This is a genomic window from Marinobacter shunpengi (assembly GCF_045449715.1).
GTDB lineage: Bacteria > Pseudomonadota > Gammaproteobacteria > Pseudomonadales > Oleiphilaceae > Marinobacter.
The window spans coordinates 95,009-117,007 of record NZ_JBJJLA010000003.1 but is presented as its reverse complement, the minus strand read 5'-3'; the positions used below and the strand labels follow the sequence as shown (position 1 = coordinate 117,007).

The following is a 21,999-nucleotide window of genomic DNA, read 5'->3' as shown; positions in this document are numbered from 1 at the left end:
GGTGATGGAAGCACTGGCGAGAAAGCTCGGGCTCAGGACCAATCCGACCATTTTCTTCGTGTCCGCCGGCATCATGGTGGCCTTCCTGGTTGCCCTGCTGGTGGCTCCCGGGCCTATCGGTGACGCCTTCGGGGCAGGCCGGGCCTGGATCGTGACCAACCTGGGATGGTTCTTTATCTTCGGGGTGACCAGTTGGGTTGTGTTCCTGTTGTGGGTGGCCATCAGCCGCTATGGTTCCATCCGACTGGGTGGCAACGATGCCCGGCCTGACTACGGCAATATCTCCTGGTTCACCATGCTGTTTGCGGGGGGCATCGGTACCGTGCTCATGTTCTGGGGCGTGGCGGAGCCAATCTCGCATTTCGCCAATCCACCCAGACCCGACGTCGATCCCTTCACCGTGCAGGCCGCCGATGACGCCATGGGTTTCTCCATCTACCACCTGGGGCTGCACACCTGGGCCATCTTCACGCTGCCCGGACTGGCGTTCGCCTACTTTATCTACCGTTATGACCTGCCGATGCGTTTCAGTTCGGTGTTCTACTCCCTGATCGGTGATCGTATCTATGGCCCGATCGGAAAGACCCTGGATATCTTTGCCATCCTCGGCACCCTGTTCGGCGTGGCGGTGTCGATCGGCCTGGGTACCCAGCAGATCAATGCCGGCCTGAACGAGTTGCTGGGGGTACCGGATTCCGTGACCAGCAAGGTTGTCATCATTGTGGTACTTACCACGGTAGCGGTCTGTTCGATTGTGGCCGGCCTGGACAAGGGTGTGAAGCTGCTGTCCAACATCAATATCGGCATGGCGGTGGGGCTGATGATCTTCGTGCTCCTGGCCGGATCGACGGTGTTCCTGCTGCGTGCGATTGTGGAAACCTTCGGCCTCTACATTTCCAACATCCTGCCCATGGCCTTCTGGAACGATGCCCTGGCGGAATACACCCATGAAGAGGGCGGATGGGGCTGGCAGGGAAGCTGGACGGTGTTCTACTGGGCCTGGACGGTCACCTGGTCGCCCTTTATTGGTATTTTCGTGGCGCGGATATCCCGGGGGCGCACGATCCGTGAGTTTGTCCTGGGGGTGCTCTTTGCGCCGTCCATCTTCACGCTGATCTGGTTCGCCATCTTCGGCTGGTCGGCCATGGAAATCGACGGCATTGGTGCGGAGGCCCGGGCCGCCCTGGGCGCCCAGGCGGGGTCCCTGTCCGCCGCGGTGCAGGAAAGCATTCCCCTGGCCATGTTTGCGTTCTTCGATAACTTCCCGGCAGCCACCCTGATCCAGGGGCTGGCGGTGGTGATTGTGGCGATCTTCTTTGCCACGTCATCGGACTCCGCGTCGCTGGTGGTGGACATGTTGTGCACAGGCACGCCGGACCCGGGACCGTGGCATCAGCGGGTTTTCTGGGGCGTCTCCGAGGGGGCCCTGGCGGCCATGCTGATCGTGCTGGCCGGTGAGGCGGGACTGACCGCCCTGCAGCAGGTCATCACCGTGGTTGGCCTGCCCATGTTCATCCTGGTGTTCACGATGATGGTTGCCCTGTTTCGGGGGCTGTCGAAGGAGAACCTGACCGGAATCCAGGTGGGGCGACCACCCGAGCCCGAGGAGTTGTAGGACTCAGATGTCCACTTCTTCAAACAGCTCCGGTACCTCTGAGGTCCAGCCCAGACGCTCGCGGATGTGTTTGCGCATTACATCCGCGGCGACCATTTCGCCGTGGGTAACGTACACCCGCTCCGGTTTCAGCAAGCCCTGTTCCAGCCAGGTGAGGATTTCCTCATAGTCGCCGTGAGCGGACAGGGAATCCAGATTATGGATCTGTGCCTTGACCGGCCAGTATTCGCCGTGGATCTTGACTGCCTCCGCGCCGTTGACCATGGCGTCGCCCCGGGTGCCTGGCGCCTGGAAGCCGGCAAAGACAATGCTGTTACGGGGATTGGGCAGCAGGGTCTTCAGGTGGTGCAGGACCCGGCCGCCACTGGCCATGCCACTGGCGGAAATAATCACTGAGGGGAATGTTCTCCCGGTCAGTTCTATGGATTCTTCCACCGAGCGCACGAACCGGGTGTTCTCATCAATCAGTTCGCACTGCGTCTGGCTCAGCCGGTGTTCCCTGTGGTGACGGCAGAAGATCTCGGTGGCGCGAATGGCCATGGGGCTGTTGAGGTAGACGGGAAGCTTAGGAATCCGGCCCTCGGCCATCAGTTTATGCACCAGGTAAAGGAGCATTTGTGCGCGGCCGACGGCAAATGCCGGTATCAGCACGACACCACCCCGGCCGGCTGTCTGGCTGATGATGTCGGTCAGCGCCTGTTCTGGATCCGTGTCGGCGTGGCGGCGGTCACCATAGGTGGATTCGCACACCAGCACATCGGCGTGATCGATGGGCTCTGGAGGTCGCATGACAAGGTCATCCTGCCGCCCCACATCGCCACTGAATACCACGGTACGGTCATGGTCGGTGTGGGTGACATGGACACAGGCGGAGCCCAGGATATGTCCGGCCGGGGTAAAGGTTACGCTGAACCCGGGTATGGGTTCGAAGGGTTCGTGGTAGTGACGTGACTCGAAATACTTCAGGGCCTCATAGGCGTCTTTCTCGGTAAACAGGGGTTCCGGGTTCTCGTGTTTGGAGAATTTCTTGCGATGGGCGTACCTGGCATCTTCCTCCTGGAGGAAGCCGGCATCGGGCAGCAATACCTTGCACAGTTCGTGGGTGGCCCTGGTGCAGTAGATGCTGCCTCGAAATCCATGTTTGACCAGCGCCGGCAGGTAGCCGGTGTGGTCGATGTGGGCATGTGTCAGTATCACGGTGCTGATAGTGCGGGGATCCACCTGGAACGGTGCCCAGTTACGACGTCGGAGCGTCTTCACCCCCTGGTACATGCCACAATCCACCAGAACCCGGTGCCTGTCATCGCTGAGCAGGTACCGCGAGCCCGTTACCGTGCCCACACCCCCAAGAAAGCGTAGTTTCATCCTGATACTCCATTGCCGGTCACGTACCTGGGTACTATGGATCGTTTCCCCGTGGCCGATATTGATCCCGGGCAGGTTTCAGGCAAAATCGGATAAACCCGCGCCAGGTCCCCGGTACCGGGTGACTGTGCCGGGCACGACCAGCCCGCCTGTTGGAGGGCTGGTCGTACAGGCTTCAGAAGTGAAGCACCTGTGGATGCACCAGACGGTCGTAATCCTGGTAGCTCATCCGCAACACATCGCTGTGGTTGCCGGCATTGAATACGATGTGGTCGTCCTCGCGCAGATGCTCGCTGACAAACACGTCCATGTTGTAGAGGTTGCCGAAGGGTGGCATGGCGCCGGTTTCACAATCGGGAAAGGCGGTGTGGAGCTCGTCCTCGTCCGCCAGTTCCAGCTGCCTGGCGCCCATAGACTGCTTCAACTGATCCAGATGTACCTGATCCGTGGATGGCAGTACCGTCATGAACAGCTTGCCGTCGGCCTTGACGATGACGGTCTTGGCGAATTCGCGGCCCGGTACATGGGCTGCCTGGGCGGTCCGCGAGGCATCGATGGTCGGTTCGTGAACCTCCACCTCATACTTCACGGCATTGCTGTCGAGAAAATCCCGAAGTTTCTGGTTAATCATGGTGTTACCCTCCCTCACTCAGGTGACAAAGTCCATGATTTGTGCACTTTTTCAGTTTAGCATGCATGTTGCTGTTCCGTTAGCCGCAGCCTGTAAAGGCGCGCACAGGCGCTGGCTGCGGCATGTACGTACACCCGCTGCCCATTCCTGAAAACTCTGTTAGATTCCTAACATGACTACCTCCAGCTATTCCTACCACCTGCAGCCGCCCCGGGTACGAGCAGAATTCTTCCGCTTGTTGCCCATCTCCCTGTTTGTCATCGCCTTCGGGGCGGCATTCGGGCTGGCGGCGACGCAGGAAGGGCTGGAACCCCTGCAGGCATTGCTGATGAGTACGGTGGTGTTTGCCGGCGCGTCCCAGTTTGCGGCGGTGGATATGTGGGGCGCCGAGGTGTCGCTGGTACCCATGATGGCGGTGGTCTTTGCCATCAACTCCAGGCATCTGCTGATGGGGGCCTCCCTGTATCCCATGCTGCGGGACATGTCCCCCGGGCGACGGTATGCGTTGCTTCTGCTGCTCACCGATGCCAACTGGGCGGTATCGGCGCAGGAATACCAGAACGGCCGTCGCAACCTGGAGGTCATTGTGGGCGGCGGCCTGGCCCTGTGGCTTGCCTGGGTGCTGGGCACCGGTCTTGGGGTCTATTTTGGTGGTCTGCTCAGGGACCCCCACAGCCTGGGACTGGATATGGTGCTGGGCTGTTTCCTGCTGGCCATGGCCCTGGGCGGACGGAAAACGCCAAGGACCCTGGTGGCCTGGGCGGTGGCGGCCCTGGCATCGCTGGCCGCCTGGTACTGGTTGCCGCCGAACACCCATGTGGTGGTGGGGGCGCTGGCCGGCGGCGTGATCGGGTTCTTCTGGCTGGAACCGCACCGGACCGGTGATCATGACGCGGAGGGCCGAGCGCAATGACAGTGGAAACCACGACCACCGGCATACTGATCATCATCGCACTGATGGCGCTGGTGACCCTGGCCACCCGCTGGGGTGGTGTGTTCATCATGTCGTTCGTTCGTATCAATCCCCGTATCGAAAGCTTTATCAACACCATGGCCAGCTCCGTGCTCATCGCCATCATCGTGCCCATGGCGTTCAGCGGTGATGCGGGAGCGATTGTCGCCCTGGTGACGACAGCGGTGATCATGCTGGTCTCGCAACGGGCCTTGCCGGCCATTGGTGCGGGCATTGCCGCTGCGGCATTGATACGGTTTCTGCTGGGATAGAAGGAGGAGGGCGCGACCGGTTGCCCACCGGCCGCTCCTGCCCATTATTGACGCATGGGCTTCAGGGCAGTGGCCCATTTCTTCAGTTCTTCCAGCATGGACGCTGCAGAACTGGTGTGAACGTCCTGGGCCTGGAAGCCCTTGTCGTCGAGAAGATTCCAGGCCATCTGCACCATGACCCCTTCCACCATCGGCATCATACGCACCGTCGTGACCTGCTGTTTAGCCAACTGGGCCGAGCGGATACCCCCGGAGGCTCCCCCGTAGCTCACAAAACCACAGGGCTTGTAGTTCCACTCCTTGTAGAGGTAGTCAACGGCATTGACGAAGGAGGGTGGCGGGCAATAGTTGTATTCGGGAATGACGAACACATAGGCATCGGCGTCCGCGATCGTCTCCGACCACTTCAGGGTATGTTCGTGTTCGTACTTCTGCATCGCCGGGTGGTTGGGCTCATCGAGCACCGGCAGGTTGAAGTCCGCCACATCCACCAGGGTGCTTTCGAACTGTCCCTGTTGATTGGCGTAGTTGTTGAACCACTGACCGATGGGTGGGCCGATACGGCCGGGACGGGTGCTGCAGATAATGGTCTGGAGTTTCAGTGTCATGGTTGGGCTTCCTTTCATAATGGTTAGCGAACGGGGCTTCCCTGGGGGGAAGCCGGGTAACTTGTTTGACTATAGCCCAGTGGCTTCCCGGAGTGATAACGGAGATATCCGCCTGATTTAATCAATCGGATTGAACATCCGGTTTTCACCGACCGACCATAGCGTGGTGTAGTGGCATGCATTATGACAACCAGTTAATGCCTGACCTTTCTGGCGATATTTATCGCAAGCTGACCTGTCACGTATACTGACGTTGACGCGCTGGTCGATCAGTAAATGATCAGCTTTCTTCAGGAAGGAGAGAGCCATGAAAGCCGCAACACTCTGGGTAGCTATCGGAATACTCTGCCTGCTGACCATTCTTGCCACCCCCACCCGGGCCACGCTTATCGCCTTTGAGGACCTTGACCCCTACGTCTGGCATTGGGATGAACGCGATCTCGGCTAAGCCAGGGAACACTTCCTTGCTGGCATGATGGGGCTGGAACTGTTGGTTGTGCGACGACTTTGACCTTGGCCTGCGGTTGCAGTATGAAGGAGGCGAGCTGGTAGATCCCTACCGCGATTTGTTGAAGCCGCCACGGAGCCTCTGCATGACCAATGCCATTGATTTTGCCCCCCGGTTTTCCCTGGAGCGACCCTACAACCGCAGAGCGAGGGAGGAAGACCCGTCCGGGTTCAGCCTGAAGGTCTGTGGTATCGGGAAGCTGGAGAACCAGTTGGAGAGCGACCGGGGGCGGATCATCAATTCGGCGGCGGTGCGGCGGCTGCAGCAGAAAACCCAGGTGTTCCCCCTGGAGCGCAATGCGGCGGTGCGCAGCCGCCTGACCCATTCCCTGGAGGTGCAGCAGACCGGGCGGTACATTGCCCGTATGGTGTTCAAGCGACTGGGGCGGGATGCGGAACGCTATGGCCTGCAGGGGCTGGATCGTGCCGTGGAAAGCCTGGTGGAAATGGCCTGCCTGATGCACGACGTGGGCAATCCGCCCTTTGGTCACTTCGGTGAGGCGGCCATTTCCCGCTGGTTTTCGGACAACCTCCCGGATCTGGAGCCGTTCGCCGGGGATGCCGGCAGCGGTCCACTCAGGCAGCCGTTGTTCCGGGAGTTGTCCTGCTTTGAAGGCAATGCCCAGGCGATGCGGCTGATCAGCCACCTGCAGAAGCTCAACCTGACTTATGTCCAGGCCGCCAGCATCTTCAAATACACCCGTGAGGCGACGGAACCCAAACCGGGAAAGGGGGAACCGCTTCATTACCTGCGAAAGAAGCCAGGCTACTATTTTTCGGAAGCCGGGTTCATCTCGGACATGCAACAGGCCCTGGGTATGGAGCCCGGGCATCGTCATCCACTGGCCTACATCATGGAGGCGGCGGACGACATCTCCTATTGCCTGGCGGACCTGGAGGACAGTGTCGACAAGGGCATCATGACGTTTCCGGCCATGGCGGAGGCACTGACGTCGGCGTTTGCCGACCAGCGACCGGAGGATCACCAGGAACGCCACTTCCGGGGCCCGAAAAAGGACCGGTCCTTTGCGGAACTGGTGGACGGCGCCTTGAGAATGGCCAGGGCGGAACCCATCAATGCCGACCACGAGTTCTTTGTCTGGTTGCGGGTCAACCTGATCCATCCGCTGGTGGACCATGCCGCGGGCGCGTTTATCGACAACATTGAGGATATCTTCCACGGCCGCCTGAACCGGGCGCTCCTGGAGGATGATTCTCCCTGTCACAGCGTCATTGATACCCTGAAGCAGGTGGCGGTACAGAAGGTGTTTTCGGTGCCGGAGGTGGAAACCCTGGAATTGCAGGGGTACCGCATTATTTCCTGTCTGCTGGAGCACTACCGCCCCCTGCTGGTGCTGTCAAAGGCGGATTTTGACCGGCTGGTGGAGGGCGGTCGCAAGGGGCTGCTGGTGGAGAGCCGGCTGTTCAAACGCCTTCCCGACAAACACGTCAGGGCCTACCTGACGCTGAGGGAAAATACCCCGGATGATGCCAGCGACGAGCTGTGGGAACGCTACTGCCGTTGTCGCCTGATGCAGGACATGGTCAGCGGTATGACGGACCAGTTCGCGCTGGATGAATTCCGGACCCTGTCCGTAATGGAAACCCTGTAGCGGGTTATGGGAATCGCTCAGTCGTAGCTCTCGGTTTCCAGCCGGAAACCTCGTGGCTGCACTTGCCCGGCGACCGCTTCCAGCATGCCGGAATGACCACAGGCATAGACCCGCGTGTTCCGGGGGCCCAGGCCGTGGTGTTCCAGGACATCGTCCACCAGAGAGTCGACACGACCGGTGTGCCCTGTCCACCCCTGATTCCGGGGCTCGTCCGGCCGGCTGACGGTGGGCAGGTAGGTCAGCAGGTCGGGGTGTGCATCCGCCAGGGCCTCCAGCTCCTCCCGGTAGCCGAATTCATCCTGGTAACTGGCGCCATGCATCAACAGCACCTGATGGCCCTGTTTCCCGTGATGGAGGTAATCCCGCACCAAGCTGATGAACGGGTTAATACCGGTAACCGTGGCAATCATCAGGTGGTTCCGCATTCCGTTATCGAACCGCAAACCGCCCTTGGGCGTGCCCAGGGCCAGAGAATCACCTACCTGAAGGCCTCGTAGCCGTTCGGACATCCGGCCACCGGGGGTGAGTTCCACGAAGAATTCCAGGAACGGTTCATGGGGGGCGGAGACGATGGAGTAGGACCGTCGCAGGTCATCCAGCCCCACCTTGACCGACTGGCCCGGCGAGAACTCGAACCCTGCCGGACGGGAGACCCTGAACACGATCAGGTCCGGGGAGACCTGCCGTCGCTCGATCACCGGTACACCATCACTGGTGCCGACTGCCGGTAAATCGACTTGACCGGAATGCCGGGCGTCCGGGGCCGGAGTGTCCGGTTGTCCGGCATCTGACTCGTGCCCTGACATGTCGGGCTGGCCCGGATCCGGAGCCGATATCGGAATGCTGTGCTGTTCATGGTGTTGCAACCACGCCAGCATTCGCCAGGTCTGTTCCGACTTGCGCTGGCCAATGTTGTGCAGGGTCGAGCGCAGGGCTTCGTCGCTGCACCAGGACTGGCGTTGGTCCAGTCTCTCCACCTCCGTCATCGCCTGTCGGGTAGCCTGGCGTGCCCGGGAAAGGTCTGACTCCGTGGTCATGGTGGCTATTTCTTCCGGATCAGGGTGCAGATGGCACCGGGTTCCTCCACCCGCATGACCAGGCTCTCGCTGGCAAACATCTGGTGGTGGATGCCATCGTTGGAGGAATAGCCGGTCATCAGGTCCTGGCCGATGATGATGCGGCCAACGCGGGGATCCAGCAGTACCCCACCTTCGATTTCCGCCTTGAAGACGCCCACCTCACACAGCCGCTTCAGGTGTTCGAGCTGCAGCATGTCGGTCCCCTCGTACCGGCGGAACAGCAGGTTGTACCAGGAGGGAGACAGGGCCAGGGCGTAAGGGCCGTGGAAGCCATTCTCGTCCAGGTGGTTAACCGCAGCGAGCACATTGTTAAGGGCCTGTTCCACCTTGCTCCAGTCGTCGCACTTGACCTCGTTGCGGCCCTTGGCGGTAAGCAGGCCTTCCAGTCCGAAATCCGGCTGACCATAGTAGATGAATTCCTCTTCCCGGCGGGCCACCGCCTCGGCAGCGTCTTCCACGGAGCGCAGGTCCAGGGGCTGGCCCATGGACTCGTAGCCCTCGATCCGGCGGACGCTCAGGCCAAAGCTCTTGCGCAGCATGGGGATGGCGCTGGCGCGACTGAGCACTGCGCCGGCTTCTTCCGGCGCAGGCTGGCGGCAGTAGTCTTCTTCCCCCACTTCAATGGCGGTCAGGCCCACGCCGTAGGGGCCGTCCACTTCCAGGAAGCGGCGCCCGGTAAGAACCTCCCGTGCCGCGCCAATGGCGGCCTCGTCAATCCGTTCCCAGATCTCTTTCGAAAAACAGGCATTTTCCCGGTTGAGATAGTTCATGGCGTTTACTCACCCTTCATGGAGCCGATGGTGAATTTGTTCAGCGACCTGGTGGAGGTGTCCTGGCTTGCGCCGCTGAGGTTGGCGTCCTCTTCCTCCGCCTCAAGGATCGGCTTGGTGGTGTAGAGGTAGATGTCCATCTGGGCGGAAAAATCCGGATGGTTGCGTCGCAGCCACTCAAGCACCATGCAGGCGTGTTCGATCTCCTCCCGCATGTTGTGGAGCAACAGGCCCTTGAGCTCCTCGTCGGTGGTGGCATCCGCCCGTTGCTGGTACCAGTCGACGGCCTCCAGCTCCTCCTGTACGGAGACCAGGGCGCGATGCATGTCCCGGGTCCTGTCGGTCAGTTGTTCAATGGGCTCATGGTAACTGTCGCTTGCACCTGCCATGTTGCTCTCCGTAATGAATGCGCGGTGAATTCATGGTGGAAAGATGTTGCGCGTACCTATTGAGCTTATGCCGGGAAGGTGTGATTTCAAGGTGGACAGGTCTGATGTTGCCGAGGTGCAATAAATCGGGCATTTTCGCGGCGCCTTGAATGACAGAGCCCCGGGTGGGCCGGGGCTCTGAAGGGCCGAAGTCGGCCTTTTGCCGTTCGGGTCCGGTTTCAGGAGGCCAGCACGGCGCCGGTCACCGCCAGGGCGGTGCCAATGCCGCGGGTGATGCGGTTGTCGGCCTTCATCAGCAGGGCGCCCAGGCCACTTCCCGCCAGGGTGATGCCCAGTGTCGAGATGCAGAAACCGGCCATGTAGGCGGCCAGGGTGGCGCCCGCCGGCATTTCCGCGCCATGGGCGAAGCCATGGCAGACCATGAAGGCCCCCACCAGCGTGGCGCCGACCAGCGTGGGCAGCTTTGCCAGGGAGGCAATCAGGATGCCTGCGATCAGCACGGACAGGGTGATGCCCATCTCCGCAAAGGGCAGGTTAAGGCCGCCGAAGGCCATCACCGCACCCAGCAGCATGCCGCCGATGACGAACAGGGGCGTGCCGCGTTTCATGACAGTGGACTGGCGTATGCTCCACAAGCCGATGGCCGCCATGGCCAGCAGGTGGTCCAGGCCCATCAGGGGGTGCAGCAGACCACTGAGGAAGCCGCCTTCGGCATGTCCGGGGTGTGCCATGGCGGTGGTGGTGGTCAGCATCAGGGCGATAGTGATCAGGATTTTCTGACTTGGTTTCATGGTGTGTCTCCAACCTGTTTGGATCTGTTGAATTCCTTTAATGCCGCGGGTCGCCAACAGCCCTGATCAGGGCAGGGATGACGGGGTGCGGGGCGTGCTCCCGGTGATGCCGGGGATACGCCAGATCACCCTTCCGAGCACCCGTTCCGGGGGGATGGGCCCCAGGGCTTCTGTGCTGGTACTCCGGGCGGCATTGTCACCCGCCAGCGACAGGGCTCCGTCCTGTCCAATGCCTATCACGCGCTTGATCATGCGCCCGTGAATGGCGTGCTCCACAACGACGACATCATTTACCCGCAGGGTCTGAGCGCGATGCCTCAGGGTCACGACGAAGGAACCCGCGGCGAGGTCCGGCAGCATGCTGTCACCGATTACCCGGTAGAGTTTCAGTTGCATCAGTCCAGCTTCGGGTAGACCACGGTTTCCTGGGGCGGATACGGGCAGGTGGCCCGGAAGGTGCCCACATCCTTGGTAGTCCAGAAAGCCTCGGCGAATTCATTGACCAGGGCCAACAGCTTTTCGCCCTTGTCCCGTTCGATGCCCTGCTTGCAGGCAGAGCCCGCGAGCATGATGTTGTGTACCAGCTCGCTGGCATCCGGGTACTTGTCGAACTGGGGTTGCTTGAAGTAGTCGCCCCAGATCACCCGCACCTCGTGCTTGGCCTTTTCGGCGTGATCTTCCTTTTCCCGCACCAGGCGGCTGAGTTGGGCCTGGTCGGCCACCGTCAGCAAATCCTTGGTGTCCAGGTCAGCAATCAGGTCCATGAACCGGAGAACACTCAGAGCCGCGATCTGGGCGCTGATGGGGTCGTAGATCTTGCAGGGTATATCGCAGTGGGCGGCGACGGTTTCCACGCCAACCTTGCGGTCATACCATGCCAGTAGCTTGCGTATCATGAGGCGCTCCTTCTTTTACGCTGGGCGTTCTGTTAAATACAATTAAAGGCAAATGCAAATCAATGGCATTTAAAGTCTATAGAAACCTGGGGAAGTATGCCAAGGGTGTTTGTCAGAACCGGTGTTATCGAACCCTTAAAAACTCAATGTAGTCGATGCGGTCGCCAGTAAGATGTTCGTTACTTCATGATTGTTGGCGTCCCGGGGGCGCCGGTTTGGCGTTTCCGCAGTGTATCGCGTAGGTTTATCGATACTGGACTGGGATGGAGGCAGTGATGCTGCAAGCTGTGGAAGCGGATCTGCAGGCGTGGTTGATACCGGGCCTGTCGGCGCTGTTTGCCGTGATCGCCACCTACCTCGTGTACAAGGTGTCGCTGGCCCTGATCCGGCGTTTCACCGAACGCAGAACGGTACCACGCCTGTTCCTGGACGCGGCCGCCCGGGCACTGGGCGTGGTCTCCTGCCTGTTGGTACTCCAGGGCATGCTCAATGCGTCACCGGATGACCTGCCACTCCTTTCTGCCGTGCAACAGGCGACCACACTGTTGCTGATCCTGTCCCTGACCTGGGCGGCGGTTCGCCTGACATCAGTGATCGGCGAGGTGATCGTACTGCTCAATCCGGTGCTGGAAGGGCAGTGGAGGCGGGCCCGGAAAGTGGAAACCCAGACCCGTTTCCTGGTTCGCTGCCTGAACATCCTTATCATCATCGTAGGCATTGGCGCCGCGCTGATGACTTTTGAATCGGTACGGCAGGTGGGTGCCAGCCTGCTGGCTTCCGCCGGGGTTGGCGGTATCATACTGGGCTTTGCCGCCCGACCGGTGCTCAGCAACCTGCTGGCGGGTATGCAGATAGCGCTTACCCAGCCTTTCCGTATCGACGATGTGCTCCATGTCCAGGGTGAGTGGTGTTGGGTCGAGGAAGTGACCGCCACCTATGTGGTCCTGCGGGTATGGGACCTGCGACGTCTGATCGTGCCGTTGCAGTGGTTCATTGAAAACCCGTTCCAGAACTGGTCCCGCAACACCGCGGATATGCTGGGCACGGTCTTTATCTGGGTGGACTACACCATGCCCGTCGAGCCGTTGCGTGAGGAATTCTTACGGCTTTTGGGCATCGCGAAACAGTGGGATGGGCAGGTGGCGACGGTTCAGGTCACCGATTCCAGTGACCAGGCCATGCAGATCCGCTTCCTGATGAGTGCGCCGGATTCCAGCCAGAACTGGGATCTGCGATGCGCCATCCGGGAAGGACTGGTGACGTTCATCCAGCAGCACTATCCCTCGCAATTGCCCCGGTTGCGCGCGCGCCTGGTGGACACCGCGCCTGAGGAGGGTGAATCGGATGACTCTTCGGATGAGCGGGCCAGGTCACCCCATGGCTAGAAGGCCTGGCCGAATCGCAGGTAGAAACCGCTGTTGTCGCCCTCGCCCTTGGCATAGTCCATGGTAACGACCATATTCTCGGAGGGTTTGATGACATACTGCCCGCCCAGTCCGTAGCTGAGGTAGAGGTTGTCACTGTCTCCGCATTCCTCACCATCGCCATACAGGCAGGCAGCGCCCGCAAACAGGTTGATGCTGAAACGGTTCCGGACATGCAGGCGTTCCTCAACTTCAACACTGGTGCTGTGTGGCGCCAGGTATTGCCCCCGGGTATAGCCCCTGAGGGTTACGCTGGAATAGCCACCGTTGGGCGCATCATGGGTCCAGCGCCCGCTGACGTGATAGGCCAGCACGTGCCCATCACCGTGGGGCAGGTACTGCCGGAAGTCGAGATTGAGACTGTCAAAGTTTTCCTCACCTCCCAGGGCCTCCCGGTACGCGAAGTTGTTGGCGGTAAAATGGATACCCGAGACAGGCGCATTCTGGTTGTTGCGGCTGTCGTACATCAGGACCAGGCCGAGGGCTCCGGAGTCCACGCCGTTCAGGCCGGCTAACTTGAGGATTTCCTGGGTCCGGAAGTCGTCACCCGCAATCAGGTAGTTGGTGTAGACGCCCTGGACACCGACGAACCACTGGTTATCGATTTCATGGAGATACCTGGTGAAGAAGGCCTTCATCTCGTCGGTTGTGGCGGCCGGCAGCCCCGAACCCAGGAAATCCGAATAGTCGTTGTTGATCCGGCCGCCACCGGCAAAGACCTGCAGGCGCCTGCTGTCGCCGTTCCAGAAGGTCCGGGCAAACAGCCCTCCCAGGAACGAGTCCGTATTGCTGTAGCTGCCGACCGCGCCGACCATGGAGGAGGTGGAATCCTGGTCGAGGCTGAACAGGTAACCGGCCAGGAAGCCGGCGGATGTACCCACTTTGGGGGTGCTGCTCACCTTTGGGACGAGTAGCCAGGGGGATGGCGCTGCGCTCTCGTCCGGTAATTCCGTTTCACTCACCGGGGTGTCGGGTTGAGCAAACGCCGACACCGATAATCCCCAGAGGATGCCCGCCAACACCCATACCTTTTGTTGTCCCTTCACATCCTGATCTCCAGCGTCAGCGGTATTATGCCAGTGTCTTCGTGTGGTGGCCCTACCTTCTACCCATTGCAGGATAGAACACCGGCGGGAAACAGACATGTCGGGATTGGCTGGAAATCAGGAATGGCTGCTCTCGGGCCAGATGGGGGCCGCTATTGTCCGTAGATCGGTGGCGGGGATTTACCGGAGCTGGCTACTGACCAGAAAAGCCATAGGGCGGCTGCCCTATGGCTTTGGTATGTACCAGGAAACTCTGTTGGCGTTTCAGGGCTTCTGGCGACGGGCAGCGCCCAGGCCGACAAGGCCGAGTCCCAGCAGTGCCAGAGTGCCCGGTTCCGGCACGTGAGCAACGGATTGAATGTAGACGGCCAGGTCGTTTACATCCTTGTCAGAGTTGGCGTAGGGAAGGTCTTCCCAGGAGATGATGTAGTCGTCTTCCTCCCAGAGGGTTGCACCGAGCCCAGGCAGGTTCAGCACATCAGTACCGTTGCCCTTGAATGCTGCCATCTGATCAGCGCCACCGGCATTGAGCGTGCTGTCTGAAAAGAACAGCGGCGCTGCGCGACCCAGATAGAACCCGAACTGGTCTCCGGTAAAATCAATCAGGGTGTCGATCCCTCCCTTGAGGACGGAGCCGTCGCCGGCAATGGTCAGTTCGATCTGATCAGCGGCTGTGTCCGAACCGGCGAAGAGTTCGACATAGGTGGCCGGATTACCCTTGTCGTAGATTCCGAAGGTGTTGGAGCCTTTTTTCCCGGCCAACTCAAGGACGAAGGTGGTTGTGGCGCCGCCCCCGAGGATGTTCCAGTGGGTGTCAAACGAGTCGTGAAGCTGGTCTGCATTGGCATCAACCGATGCACCAAGAATGTCCAGGCGTACTTGAAGATCGTTCCCGGTGGATTCGACTACGACAGCGCTGGTGGCGCCTGTCCAGGCCGACAGCGCTACTGCCGCGGCGATCAGTTTCATTTTCATGGCAATTCTCCAGTTGTTAAGCATGTTATCCATTAGCTTTATTTCACAACCAGACTGTCTCAATGTCCGTAGTTCAGAGATCCTTGGCTTTGTCTGGCAACCCGATGAGGTGGGCTGGGTGTAATGACCAGAGGGGATAAAGGCCATCTGTTAATTTTTTAAGCGATAATCGTGCCTGTATTAAAAATGTTTTATAAACATTGGGTTGCGGGCTCATGGAGCCGAAAGCGGCGCAAAGCACTTCGACAGCGAAGGTCCAGAATTAGGCCATAAAGTGTCAACGCTATCGGGGGGGTTATAGAGTTAGTCGACTGATGAGGTTATAAAAATTGAATAAAAACAATTATCTAACGTTTTTACTAGTGACAGATGCATATTGCCGATGCTTGGAAAGCTCATCGACATGTATTTTTTAAATTCTTGTTTGTTTTGAGGGCAGGTGTTTGTTTTCGGAGCCACCGGGAGACCTGACGAATCAATTCGTGGTCAATAGCCCTGACGCAGCATTCAGGTTGTTCATTTTTGAAAAGATACTTGTCAGGTTTTGGGAATACCTGTTCTCAATCAGACAGGCTAGCCTGTTCTCCAGTGGACATATAAAGGAGAGCGCGGCATGAACGTATTGATCGTACTGGCCCACCCGGAGCGGCAGTCCTTTAATGGCGGTCTGGCGGATGTAGCTGCGGCCACTCTGCGGGAGCAGGGGCATGAGGTGCTGCTGGACGACCTGTACGGGGAAGGATTTGACCCGGTGGAGCGTCCGGATTTCTACCCCCGGCGTGAGGCGGATTACTTTGCCCCCCTCACCGAGCAGCGCCGCCACTATGAAAAGGACGCCTTGCCCGAGGATGTCCGACGGGAAATCAGACGGCTGGAGTGGGCGGACCTGCTGATCCTCCAGTTTCCGCTCTGGTGGCACGCCCAGCCTGCCATTCTGAAGGGCTGGTTCGACCGGGTGCTGGTTTATGGCGGGCTCTATTCCGGCCAGCGTCGGTATGACCGGGGGCACTTCCGGGGCAAACGGGCGATCTGCTCCGTGACTGCCGGCTCACCGGAGCAGGCGTTCATGCCATACGGTCGTGCGGGCAACATGGTGGAGTGGCTCTGGCCGGTTCACTCTTCACTGTATTATGTGGGGTATGACGTGTTACCGCCCCAGGTCACCTACGGGGTCCAGGGGGGTGGTATCCGTTATCAGGATGAGTCCGTGTTCCTTGACCACTTGGAACAGGGCAAGAGTGACTGGGGTGCCCGCCTGGCAGGGTTGGACGGAGAAAGGGCCATTCCCTTTACCGGCTGGGATGACTGGGATGAACAGGGAATGCTGAGACAGCAACATCCGCAGCGGTGGCGGCTGTAAGGTCGGTGGACAGACGTGGCCCGAAACCAAAAACCGGGCTACGGATCTGCCGTAGCCCGGATCGGACCCTCACGTTGCCTGGTCCAGCACTGCAATCTTCAGGAACATGCCCTTAGTAGGGACAGGTGCCCCGGTATTCGGAGATGTTCCGGTCGGACTCGTGGTTGGGGCCGCAGACGAACTGATTGTAGCGCTGGTCCTTGTCCAGGTGCAGCTTCATCCAGGACACGCCCAGGCGGCTCAGCACGTCGTTGTAGGTGCCGCCGAAGCCACTGTTGCCGTTGGCGCAGGTGTGACTGCCACCATCCAGTTCAACGAAGGCCTTGGCGGTGGAGTCTGGAATCGCCTCATAGAACGGATCGGCATGGCTCCTGACCGATGCAACTGCGTCGTTTTCACAGGCAAAGATGAGGGTGGGGGTTTCAATGCTGCGGAACTGCAGGCTTGAGCTGTCCCACGGTGCCAGCGGAATGGCTGCGCTGACCCGGCCCTCGGTGGCAACGCGGAGGGTACCGCCGCCGCCCATGGACCAGCCCATAACACCCAGGCGTGCCGTATCAATCATGCCGTTGATCGGGCTACGACTGTTGTCGTTCTGCTCAATCAGGTAGTCCAGGGCATTGTTGAGCTGGGTTGCCCGGCTACCCGGCTGGTCATAGCCGCTGTTGGTGGCGATGGTCATGACCACAAAACCGTGGGAGGCCAGTTTCGGGCCCCACCAGGCGATAGAGGACTCAGGAGACACAAAGCCCGGAATCACAACGATCGCGGCCATGGTCCCCGTGGTGCCGGTAGGATAGTGGATGGTGCCGCCGCCAAAGCCGCTGACGAAGCTCGACACGCTGCTGGTGCGCACGCTGTAGGGTCCACTGGAGGCCTCCAGGAAGGATTCGGAGGGATCCGGGCCGCGCTCGTAGCCGCAGTCGCTCTCGCAACCGCCACCACCACCGCCATCGTCGCCGCCACCACCGACAGCGAGGGCTGTAGCCGAGAACATCAGACTACCCGCCGCGAGCAGCGACAAGGCTGATTTCTTTCCGATCTGCTTGAACATAATGATTTCCCTTTGGTGTTGTTATGTTGTGCATTGTTGGCAGGGAGCTGCGTCCCCGGTCATGAACAGTAGCCGGGTGGACAGGGGGCAGCTTTCACGAAATGGCACCCTTCGGGGCACCCGTCACGTTCTTCCTGGTGCGGGAGACCTGTGTTTCGAGATGGCTCGGAATTTGGCGTTTCGAGCGCTCGCTCTTTTTCGTGGGGTGTCGAGTCGTGGCGGACTTATTGTTCGCTGATCGTCGGTGGCAACGATCAGGGGGATACGCACAAAAACGGGCCATGGCGAACCATGACCCGTTGAGGCTGGCAGGGAAAACCAGCCGGATACGATCAGTCCTATATGACTAGGTTTTCGGTACGTCCCTGCTCAGTAGGGGCAGGTGCCGCGATACTCGGAAATCCGGTATTCGGACTCGTGGTCAGGCCCGCAGAGGAACTGGTTGTAGCGCTGGTCCTGGTCCAGATGCAGCTTCATCCAGGAGACACCGAGCCGACCGAGCTCGTCGTTGTAGCTGTTGTCACCATTACCGCAATAGTGGCTGCCGTTGTTCAGCTCGAAGAAGGCCTTGTCGGTGGAATCCGGGATCGCCTCGTAGAAGGGATCGGAATGGCTGCCCACCGGGGCGACGATGTCGGACTCACAGGCGAAGATCAGTGTCGGTGTCTGGATATTGCGGAACCGGAAGCTGGACGTATCCCAGGGTGCCAGGGGAATGGCTGCCTGGATCCGGCCTTCCGCCGCTACCCGCAGGGTGCCGCCACCGCCCATGGACCAGCCGATAACGCCCAGTCGGTTGGTGTCGATCATGCCGCTGTAGGGGCTGGTGCTGCTGTCGTTTTCCTCAATCAGGTAGTCCAGCGCGTTGTTGATCTGAGTCGCACGGCTGGGTGGCTGGTCGAAGCCGCTGTTGGTGTCGATGGTCATCACCACGAAACCATAGGAGGCCAGTTTCGGGCCCCACCAGTCGATGGAGGACTCGGCGGACACGAAGCCCGGGATAACCACGACCGCGGCCATGGTGCCCGTGGTGCCTGTGGGATAGTGCACGGTACCACCACCGAAGCCGCCCACAAAGCTGGACACGTTGTCGGTCCGTACGGAATAGGGGCCACTGGAGGCCTCCAGGAAGGATACCGTGGGGTCCGGGCCGCGCTGGTAACCGCAATCGCTGGTGCAGTCATCACCGCCATCGTCACCGCCACCGCCGGCGGCAAAGGCAGATGCGGACAGCAGGAGGGAGCCGGCTGCGATCAGTGACCGCAGCGGGTTGTTGGCATAGAGTTTAAACATAGTTGTTGTCCCTGTTTGCAGTACTTTGTTGGATTTGTTGTCGGGGAACCATATCCCCCGCGACAGACGGTATTCCCTCCAACAGGGAGCGTGCTTTTACGATCTGGCACTTAAACGTGCATTTATCACGGGAAGCGAATTTCGTTTGAACACGAGAAGCCAGGTCGAACAAATGAGGAGAGTCTCGGGTACTGTCTTCCCGATGTTGTGTCGAAGCGGAAATGGCTTTTTGGTTTTCGGCAGTGTCCGGACATGCTGGGTTATAGTAGGACCATGCCTGTTCCAATCCCGATATCTGGAGTCGATTCCGAGATGCCCCAAAAGAATCAGAGGACGGTGGCCGCATCGGCCATCGACAAACACGTCTACAAGGTCTTCCCGAACGACATGAACGCTCAGGACACGGTGTTCGGTGGCATGATCATGGCCAAATGCGATCGCCTGGCCCTGGTGGTGGCCGAGCGGCATTCGGCCCGGGTCTGTGTCACGGCCGCAGTGGACTCCATCCATTTCCGGGCCCCGGCCAAGGGCAACGATACCCTGCTGTTCAGCCTGTCACTGAACCGGAGCTGGGGGTCATCCATGGAAATCGGCGCGAGGGTCGAGGCAGAGAACAGTTATACCGGCGAGGTACGGCATATTCTGTCGGCGTTCTTTACCTTCGTGGCCCTGGATGACCATGGCAAGCCGGTGGATGTGCCGGCGGTCATTCCGGAAACCGATGACCAGCAGCGCCGCTATGATAACGCCGAGATTCGCCGGGAAGGCCGGCTGGCCACCCGGGAGAGGTTGTCCCGGTAACCATCACTCCGTCCACTGTGGTCTTTCCGGTAACTGGTCCAGCCAGCGTTGGCCACGACCGGAGGCAATGCCGTCAGCCCAGCGGGTGGTTTCCGGCAACCGGTAGCGGGTGACGCAGGCCATTACATAATGGATGGCCGTGGGCAGGCTGATCCGGTGTCCCGGTGATATATAGAGCGGTTTGACACCCTGGCGGGTACGCAGGACCGCACCAATGGTGTCGCCCCGGTCCTCAAGCACGGTCCAGCCCCCTTTCTCCTCCGGCACTGGGCCGTGACGACCGGTCAGCCGGCTCTTGCCCACACCGATGGTGGGCAGGCCGGTGAGGATGCCAGTGTGGGAAGCCACGCCCAGCCGTCGGGGATGAGCAATACCCTGGCCGTCACAGAGCAGCAGGTCCGGTTTGCGACTGAGTTTGCCAAGGGCTTCGAGGATCACCGGGCATTCCCGGAACGACAGCAGGCCGGGGATGTAGGGCATGGGCACCGGCTGGCGGGCGATGGCATGATCCATGGGTTTGAGGTCCGACAGCCGCAGGACCACGATGGCCGCCCGGGCGATGTCCCGACCCTCGAAACCCACGTCCACGCCGGCCACCGTGGTAACCGTGGGCAGATCGTCCCGGGTAATGACCTCTCCAGCGGCCTGTCGCTGGAGTCTGATGGCCTGTTGAGGCGTCAGGCCCTGCCAGTCAGCGGTTGGATCGTGCATCGGGCTCCCTTATCCTGCGCCGTGAAGGTTTAACGATACACTACACAGGAGGCGACATCATGAATCAGGTACTGATCACCGGTGCCAACCGGGGTATCGGGCTGGAACTGGCCCGCCTGTATGCGGCTAATGGCTGGCAGGTCATTGGCGTCTGCCGCCAGACATCCTCCGAGCTGGAGGCGGTGGCCGCCCGAGTCATCGACCGCATCGACGTAACCCGGGAGGCGGACGTGCTGGAGCTGAAACAGGCCCTGGCCGGCGAGCAGATCCACCTGCTGATCAACAACGCCGGGTTGCTGCAGGATGAGCAACTGGGCACCATCGACTTTGACTCCATCCGCACCCAGATGGAAGTCAACGCCTACGGCCCGCTACGGGTGGTGGAGGCCCTGGTGGATCTGATCCCGGAGGGCGGCAAGGTCGCCAACATCACCAGTCGTATGGGTTCCATTGCTGATAACGACTCCGGTGGTCGCTACGGCTACCGTGCCTCCAAGGCGGCTCTGAATGCCTTCGGCAAGTCTCTGTCGGTGGACCTCAAACCCCGGGGTATTGCCGTGGCACAGCTCCACCCGGGCTACGTGAAGACCCGCATGGTCAATTTTGGCGGCCTGATCTCCCCGGAGGAGGCTGCCCGGGGACTGGCAGACCGTATCGATGCCCTGAACCTGGAGAATACCGGGGGCTTCTGGCACAGCAACGGTGATGAACTGCCCTGGTAAGGGGCTGTCCGCCACAGCTGCCGCGCTTCATGGAAATGCGGCATGTCGTGAGTATGGCGCCAAAGTGCACTTTCAGACCGTGGCCTGGCCTTCAAGGAACGGGGAGACCAATGCCTTGGCCGACTTGTCGAGCACCGAGTCCAGATAGGGTTTGTTCAGAAAGGTGGACGACGGAGTGACACCGTTGACCTGGCGATAACAGCGGGACAGGTGGGCGGAATTGGAGAACCCGGCAAGCAGGGCCGCCTCGGTGATGGAATAGCCCAGCGCCATGATGATGGTGCTGATAAAGACCCGATAGCGAACCCGGTACTGGGTAATGGGCAGGCCCGCCTGTTCTTTGAACAGTTTTTCCAGTCGCGATTCGGACAGGTTTACCTCGTTCGCCAGGGTGGGGAGACTGGGTGCGTCGTGCAGGTCTTCCCGAATGCGTCTGGCAACGGTAAGGGCGCGGGGGTCGTATTCCCGGAAAGTCAGGCCCTGAAGGGCCGGGGGAATCAGGATGTCCCGAACCAGTGTGCGGGCTTCGTGCGGTGTGATGACCGGTCGGTTCCTGGCGTCGGTCATGGCCCGGATAACGGCGGTTTCGTCCTGGTGGTGGCAGTACAGGCCGTCGCCCAGATGAGTCATCCGGCTGGCGAGGGCGGGGTAGTCCTGGGAGAACGGTGACAGGAAATAGATGCCCAGCACCGGTTTGTGTCCTTCGATAAGCGTCCTGTCCAGCCAGGTGCCTGGTGGTATCAGGCAGCTACGGGTGGATACCGGGGCGTTGCTCCCGGGCCAGATGGTCAGGCTGCCCTCGAGGCAGACCACCATGAGCTCCTGGGTGGTCCGATAGGGCTCCTGGCGGCTGGGACAGGTGCCCAGGAACAGCACGTCGTGACTCCATACCAGTAACCTCGGAGTCGTGCATGGAATGCGATTGTTCTTGTTAGTCATGTTTTCTGCCCTGCTGAATGCCGACCAGCGGGAAACCCTCTACGTTCCCAGTGGCTGCCGTGGTTGGTATCCCGTTACGGGAACGAATGTCGTAGATCCAACCGCGCCACCCTGTTAAGTAATAGCAGTAGGTTGCGGTGATGGTGCCTCCGATTGAGCAATGCAGTTCACAATTCCTGAAGCTTC

Annotated in this window: 24 protein-coding genes; 9 read left to right on the top strand and 15 right to left on the bottom strand. The window is 60.1% G+C overall.

Annotation, left to right across the window (positions count from 1 at the left end; translation table 11 throughout):
• Window positions 1-4: 4 nt before the first annotated feature.
• The gene (locus ACJO3T_RS00935; protein WP_406963998.1) at window positions 5-1,615 is read left to right on the top strand and encodes a BCCT family transporter; all 1,611 of its coding nucleotides are present in this window, start codon (window positions 5-7) and stop codon (window positions 1,613-1,615) included.
• A gap of 3 nt (window positions 1,616-1,618) precedes the next feature.
• Here ACJO3T_RS00935 and ACJO3T_RS00930 read toward each other — a convergent pair whose 3' ends face one another.
• Both ACJO3T_RS00930 and ACJO3T_RS00925 read right to left on the bottom strand, forming a co-directional pair.
• A complete protein-coding gene (locus ACJO3T_RS00930; protein ID WP_406977538.1) occupies window positions 1,619-2,980 on the bottom strand; it encodes an MBL fold metallo-hydrolase RNA specificity domain-containing protein in 1,362 nt (453 codons plus the stop codon).
• A gap of 175 nt (window positions 2,981-3,155) precedes the next feature.
• Window positions 3,156-3,611, bottom strand: coding sequence for an aminoacyl-tRNA deacylase (locus ACJO3T_RS00925; RefSeq protein ID WP_406964000.1), 456 nt, complete (start codon window positions 3,609-3,611; stop codon window positions 3,156-3,158).
• A 172-nt stretch (window positions 3,612-3,783) separates the two neighbouring features.
• On the opposite strand from ACJO3T_RS00925, the gene ACJO3T_RS00920 reads away from it, so the two are divergent.
• Both ACJO3T_RS00920 and ACJO3T_RS00915 read left to right on the top strand, forming a co-directional pair.
• Window positions 3,784-4,524, top strand: a complete 741-nt coding sequence (locus ACJO3T_RS00920) for an AzlC family ABC transporter permease (protein ID WP_406977537.1) — start codon at window positions 3,784-3,786, stop codon at window positions 4,522-4,524.
• The gene (locus tag ACJO3T_RS00915) at window positions 4,521-4,835 is read left to right on the top strand and encodes an AzlD family protein (protein ID WP_406977536.1); all 315 of its coding nucleotides are present in this window, start codon (window positions 4,521-4,523) and stop codon (window positions 4,833-4,835) included. The genes ACJO3T_RS00920 and ACJO3T_RS00915 overlap by 4 nt, the downstream gene beginning before the upstream one ends.
• A 44-nt stretch (window positions 4,836-4,879) precedes the next feature.
• Here the strand turns inward: ACJO3T_RS00915 and ACJO3T_RS00910 are convergent, their stop codons facing one another.
• Window positions 4,880-5,443 carry an NADPH-dependent FMN reductase gene (locus ACJO3T_RS00910; protein ID WP_406964003.1) on the bottom strand — a complete coding sequence of 188 codons (564 nt, stop codon included), beginning with the start codon at window positions 5,441-5,443 and terminating at the stop codon, window positions 4,880-4,882.
• Between the two features lie 307 nt (window positions 5,444-5,750).
• Between ACJO3T_RS00910 and ACJO3T_RS00905 the strand changes: the two genes are divergently transcribed.
• Entirely contained in the window at window positions 5,751-5,891 is a 141-nt protein-coding gene (locus ACJO3T_RS00905; protein ID WP_406964004.1) for a hypothetical protein, read from the top strand.
• A 145-nt stretch (window positions 5,892-6,036) separates the two neighbouring features.
• Window positions 6,037-7,563 (top strand): dGTPase, encoded by a 1,527-nt coding sequence (gene dgt, locus ACJO3T_RS00900; protein ID WP_406977535.1) that lies wholly within the window; start codon window positions 6,037-6,039, stop codon window positions 7,561-7,563.
• A gap of 17 nt (window positions 7,564-7,580) precedes the next feature.
• Here the strand turns inward: dgt and ACJO3T_RS00895 are convergent, their stop codons facing one another.
• The 6 genes from ACJO3T_RS00895 to sodN form a co-directional block, all read right to left on the bottom strand.
• The gene (locus ACJO3T_RS00895; protein WP_406977534.1) at window positions 7,581-8,600 is read right to left on the bottom strand and encodes an FAD-binding oxidoreductase; all 1,020 of its coding nucleotides are present in this window, start codon (window positions 8,598-8,600) and stop codon (window positions 7,581-7,583) included.
• Window positions 8,601-8,605: 5 nt separating this feature from the next.
• On the bottom strand, window positions 8,606-9,412 hold the full coding sequence (locus ACJO3T_RS00890; RefSeq protein WP_406964007.1) for a family 1 encapsulin nanocompartment shell protein: 807 nt from the start codon (window positions 9,410-9,412) through the stop codon (window positions 8,606-8,608).
• Window positions 9,413-9,417: 5 nt separating this feature from the next.
• Entirely contained in the window at window positions 9,418-9,801 is a 384-nt protein-coding gene (locus tag ACJO3T_RS00885; protein ID WP_406964008.1) for an encapsulin-associated ferritin-like protein, read from the bottom strand.
• Window positions 9,802-10,019: 218 nt separating this feature from the next.
• Window positions 10,020-10,592, bottom strand: coding sequence for a HupE/UreJ family protein (locus ACJO3T_RS00880; protein ID WP_406977533.1), 573 nt, complete (start codon window positions 10,590-10,592; stop codon window positions 10,020-10,022).
• Window positions 10,593-10,658: 66 nt separating this feature from the next.
• Entirely contained in the window at window positions 10,659-10,988 is a 330-nt protein-coding gene (locus ACJO3T_RS00875) for a S24/S26 family peptidase (protein ID WP_406977532.1), read from the bottom strand.
• On the bottom strand, window positions 10,988-11,488 hold the full coding sequence (gene sodN, locus ACJO3T_RS00870; RefSeq protein WP_406977531.1) for a superoxide dismutase, Ni: 501 nt from the start codon (window positions 11,486-11,488) through the stop codon (window positions 10,988-10,990). The genes ACJO3T_RS00875 and sodN overlap by 1 nt, the downstream gene beginning before the upstream one ends.
• Before the next feature lie 275 nt (window positions 11,489-11,763).
• On the opposite strand from sodN, the gene ACJO3T_RS00865 reads away from it, so the two are divergent.
• Window positions 11,764-12,873, top strand: coding sequence for a mechanosensitive ion channel family protein (locus ACJO3T_RS00865; protein ID WP_406964012.1), 1,110 nt, complete (start codon window positions 11,764-11,766; stop codon window positions 12,871-12,873).
• Here the strand turns inward: ACJO3T_RS00865 and ACJO3T_RS00860 are convergent.
• Window positions 12,870-13,958 carry a BamA/TamA family outer membrane protein gene (locus ACJO3T_RS00860; RefSeq protein WP_406977530.1) on the bottom strand — a complete coding sequence of 363 codons (1,089 nt, stop codon included), beginning with the start codon at window positions 13,956-13,958 and terminating at the stop codon, window positions 12,870-12,872. The genes ACJO3T_RS00865 and ACJO3T_RS00860 overlap by 4 nt on opposite strands.
• Before the next feature lie 264 nt (window positions 13,959-14,222).
• Window positions 14,223-14,927, bottom strand: a complete 705-nt coding sequence (locus ACJO3T_RS00855; protein ID WP_406977529.1) for a PEP-CTERM sorting domain-containing protein — start codon at window positions 14,925-14,927, stop codon at window positions 14,223-14,225.
• 619 nt (window positions 14,928-15,546) lie between these two features.
• On the opposite strand from ACJO3T_RS00855, the gene ACJO3T_RS00850 reads away from it, so the two are divergent.
• Window positions 15,547-16,293 carry an NAD(P)H-dependent oxidoreductase gene (locus tag ACJO3T_RS00850; RefSeq protein WP_406964015.1) on the top strand — a complete coding sequence of 249 codons (747 nt, stop codon included), beginning with the start codon at window positions 15,547-15,549 and terminating at the stop codon, window positions 16,291-16,293.
• Window positions 16,294-16,405: 112 nt separating this feature from the next.
• Here the strand turns inward: ACJO3T_RS00850 and ACJO3T_RS00845 are convergent, their stop codons facing one another.
• Both ACJO3T_RS00845 and ACJO3T_RS00840 read right to left on the bottom strand, forming a co-directional pair.
• Window positions 16,406-17,347, bottom strand: a complete 942-nt coding sequence (locus ACJO3T_RS00845) for an alpha/beta hydrolase family protein (RefSeq protein ID WP_406964016.1) — start codon at window positions 17,345-17,347, stop codon at window positions 16,406-16,408.
• Between the two features lie 369 nt (window positions 17,348-17,716).
• Entirely contained in the window at window positions 17,717-18,640 is a 924-nt protein-coding gene (locus ACJO3T_RS00840) for an alpha/beta hydrolase family protein (protein WP_406964017.1), read from the bottom strand.
• Between the two features lie 312 nt (window positions 18,641-18,952).
• Here ACJO3T_RS00840 and ACJO3T_RS00835 point away from each other — a divergent pair, with 312 nt between their 5' ends.
• Window positions 18,953-19,441, top strand: coding sequence for an acyl-CoA thioesterase (locus tag ACJO3T_RS00835; RefSeq protein WP_406964018.1), 489 nt, complete (start codon window positions 18,953-18,955; stop codon window positions 19,439-19,441).
• 3 nt (window positions 19,442-19,444) lie between these two features.
• Here the strand turns inward: ACJO3T_RS00835 and nfi are convergent, their stop codons facing one another.
• Window positions 19,445-20,152: a deoxyribonuclease V gene (gene nfi / locus ACJO3T_RS00830; protein WP_406964019.1), complete on the bottom strand. Its 708-nt coding sequence runs from the start codon at window positions 20,150-20,152 to the stop codon at window positions 19,445-19,447.
• Between the two features lie 59 nt (window positions 20,153-20,211).
• Here nfi and ACJO3T_RS00825 point away from each other — a divergent pair, with 59 nt between their 5' ends.
• Window positions 20,212-20,874: an SDR family oxidoreductase gene (locus tag ACJO3T_RS00825; RefSeq protein WP_406977528.1), complete on the top strand. Its 663-nt coding sequence runs from the start codon at window positions 20,212-20,214 to the stop codon at window positions 20,872-20,874.
• A gap of 72 nt (window positions 20,875-20,946) precedes the next feature.
• Here the strand turns inward: ACJO3T_RS00825 and ACJO3T_RS00820 are convergent, their stop codons facing one another.
• Complete coding sequence (locus ACJO3T_RS00820) at window positions 20,947-21,813, bottom strand: helix-turn-helix domain-containing protein (RefSeq protein ID WP_406964021.1); 867 nt, start codon at window positions 21,811-21,813, stop codon at window positions 20,947-20,949.
• Between the last annotated feature and the right edge of the window lie 186 nt (window positions 21,814-21,999).

Excerpts from the sequence above, each read along its gene's own strand:
- nfi (WP_406964019.1), bottom strand. The coding sequence starts at position 20,152 with ATGCACGATCCAACCGCTGACTGGCAGGGCCTGACGCCTCAACAGGCC.
- sodN (WP_406977531.1), bottom strand. The coding sequence starts at position 11,488 with ATGATACGCAAGCTACTGGCATGGTATGACCGCAAGGTTGGCGTGGAA.
- ACJO3T_RS00885 (WP_406964008.1), bottom strand. The coding sequence starts at position 9,801 with ATGGCAGGTGCAAGCGACAGTTACCATGAGCCCATTGAACAACTGACC.
- ACJO3T_RS00855 (WP_406977529.1), bottom strand. The coding sequence starts at position 14,927 with ATGAAACTGATCGCCGCGGCAGTAGCGCTGTCGGCCTGGACAGGCGCC.
- ACJO3T_RS00865 (WP_406964012.1), top strand. The coding sequence starts at position 11,764 with ATGCTGCAAGCTGTGGAAGCGGATCTGCAGGCGTGGTTGATACCGGGC.
- ACJO3T_RS00925 (WP_406964000.1), bottom strand. The coding sequence starts at position 3,611 with ATGATTAACCAGAAACTTCGGGATTTTCTCGACAGCAATGCCGTGAAG.
- ACJO3T_RS00910 (WP_406964003.1), bottom strand. The coding sequence starts at position 5,443 with ATGACACTGAAACTCCAGACCATTATCTGCAGCACCCGTCCCGGCCGT.
- ACJO3T_RS00935 (WP_406963998.1), top strand. The coding sequence starts at position 5 with ATGGAAGCACTGGCGAGAAAGCTCGGGCTCAGGACCAATCCGACCATT.
- ACJO3T_RS00920 (WP_406977537.1), top strand. The coding sequence starts at position 3,784 with ATGACTACCTCCAGCTATTCCTACCACCTGCAGCCGCCCCGGGTACGA.
- ACJO3T_RS00835 (WP_406964018.1), top strand. The coding sequence starts at position 18,953 with ATGCCCCAAAAGAATCAGAGGACGGTGGCCGCATCGGCCATCGACAAA.
- ACJO3T_RS00840 (WP_406964017.1), bottom strand. The coding sequence starts at position 18,640 with ATGTTTAAACTCTATGCCAACAACCCGCTGCGGTCACTGATCGCAGCC.
- ACJO3T_RS00845 (WP_406964016.1), bottom strand. The coding sequence starts at position 17,347 with ATGTTCAAGCAGATCGGAAAGAAATCAGCCTTGTCGCTGCTCGCGGCG.
- dgt (WP_406977535.1), top strand. The coding sequence starts at position 6,037 with ATGACCAATGCCATTGATTTTGCCCCCCGGTTTTCCCTGGAGCGACCC.
- ACJO3T_RS00930 (WP_406977538.1), bottom strand. The coding sequence starts at position 2,980 with ATGAAACTACGCTTTCTTGGGGGTGTGGGCACGGTAACGGGCTCGCGG.
- ACJO3T_RS00905 (WP_406964004.1), top strand. The coding sequence starts at position 5,751 with ATGAAAGCCGCAACACTCTGGGTAGCTATCGGAATACTCTGCCTGCTG.
- ACJO3T_RS00850 (WP_406964015.1), top strand. The coding sequence starts at position 15,547 with ATGAACGTATTGATCGTACTGGCCCACCCGGAGCGGCAGTCCTTTAAT.
- ACJO3T_RS00915 (WP_406977536.1), top strand. The coding sequence starts at position 4,521 with ATGACAGTGGAAACCACGACCACCGGCATACTGATCATCATCGCACTG.
- ACJO3T_RS00825 (WP_406977528.1), top strand. The coding sequence starts at position 20,212 with ATGAATCAGGTACTGATCACCGGTGCCAACCGGGGTATCGGGCTGGAA.
- ACJO3T_RS00895 (WP_406977534.1), bottom strand. The coding sequence starts at position 8,600 with ATGACCACGGAGTCAGACCTTTCCCGGGCACGCCAGGCTACCCGACAG.
- ACJO3T_RS00820 (WP_406964021.1), bottom strand. The coding sequence starts at position 21,813 with ATGACTAACAAGAACAATCGCATTCCATGCACGACTCCGAGGTTACTG.
- ACJO3T_RS00880 (WP_406977533.1), bottom strand. The coding sequence starts at position 10,592 with ATGAAACCAAGTCAGAAAATCCTGATCACTATCGCCCTGATGCTGACC.
- ACJO3T_RS00875 (WP_406977532.1), bottom strand. The coding sequence starts at position 10,988 with ATGCAACTGAAACTCTACCGGGTAATCGGTGACAGCATGCTGCCGGAC.
- ACJO3T_RS00890 (WP_406964007.1), bottom strand. The coding sequence starts at position 9,412 with ATGAACTATCTCAACCGGGAAAATGCCTGTTTTTCGAAAGAGATCTGG.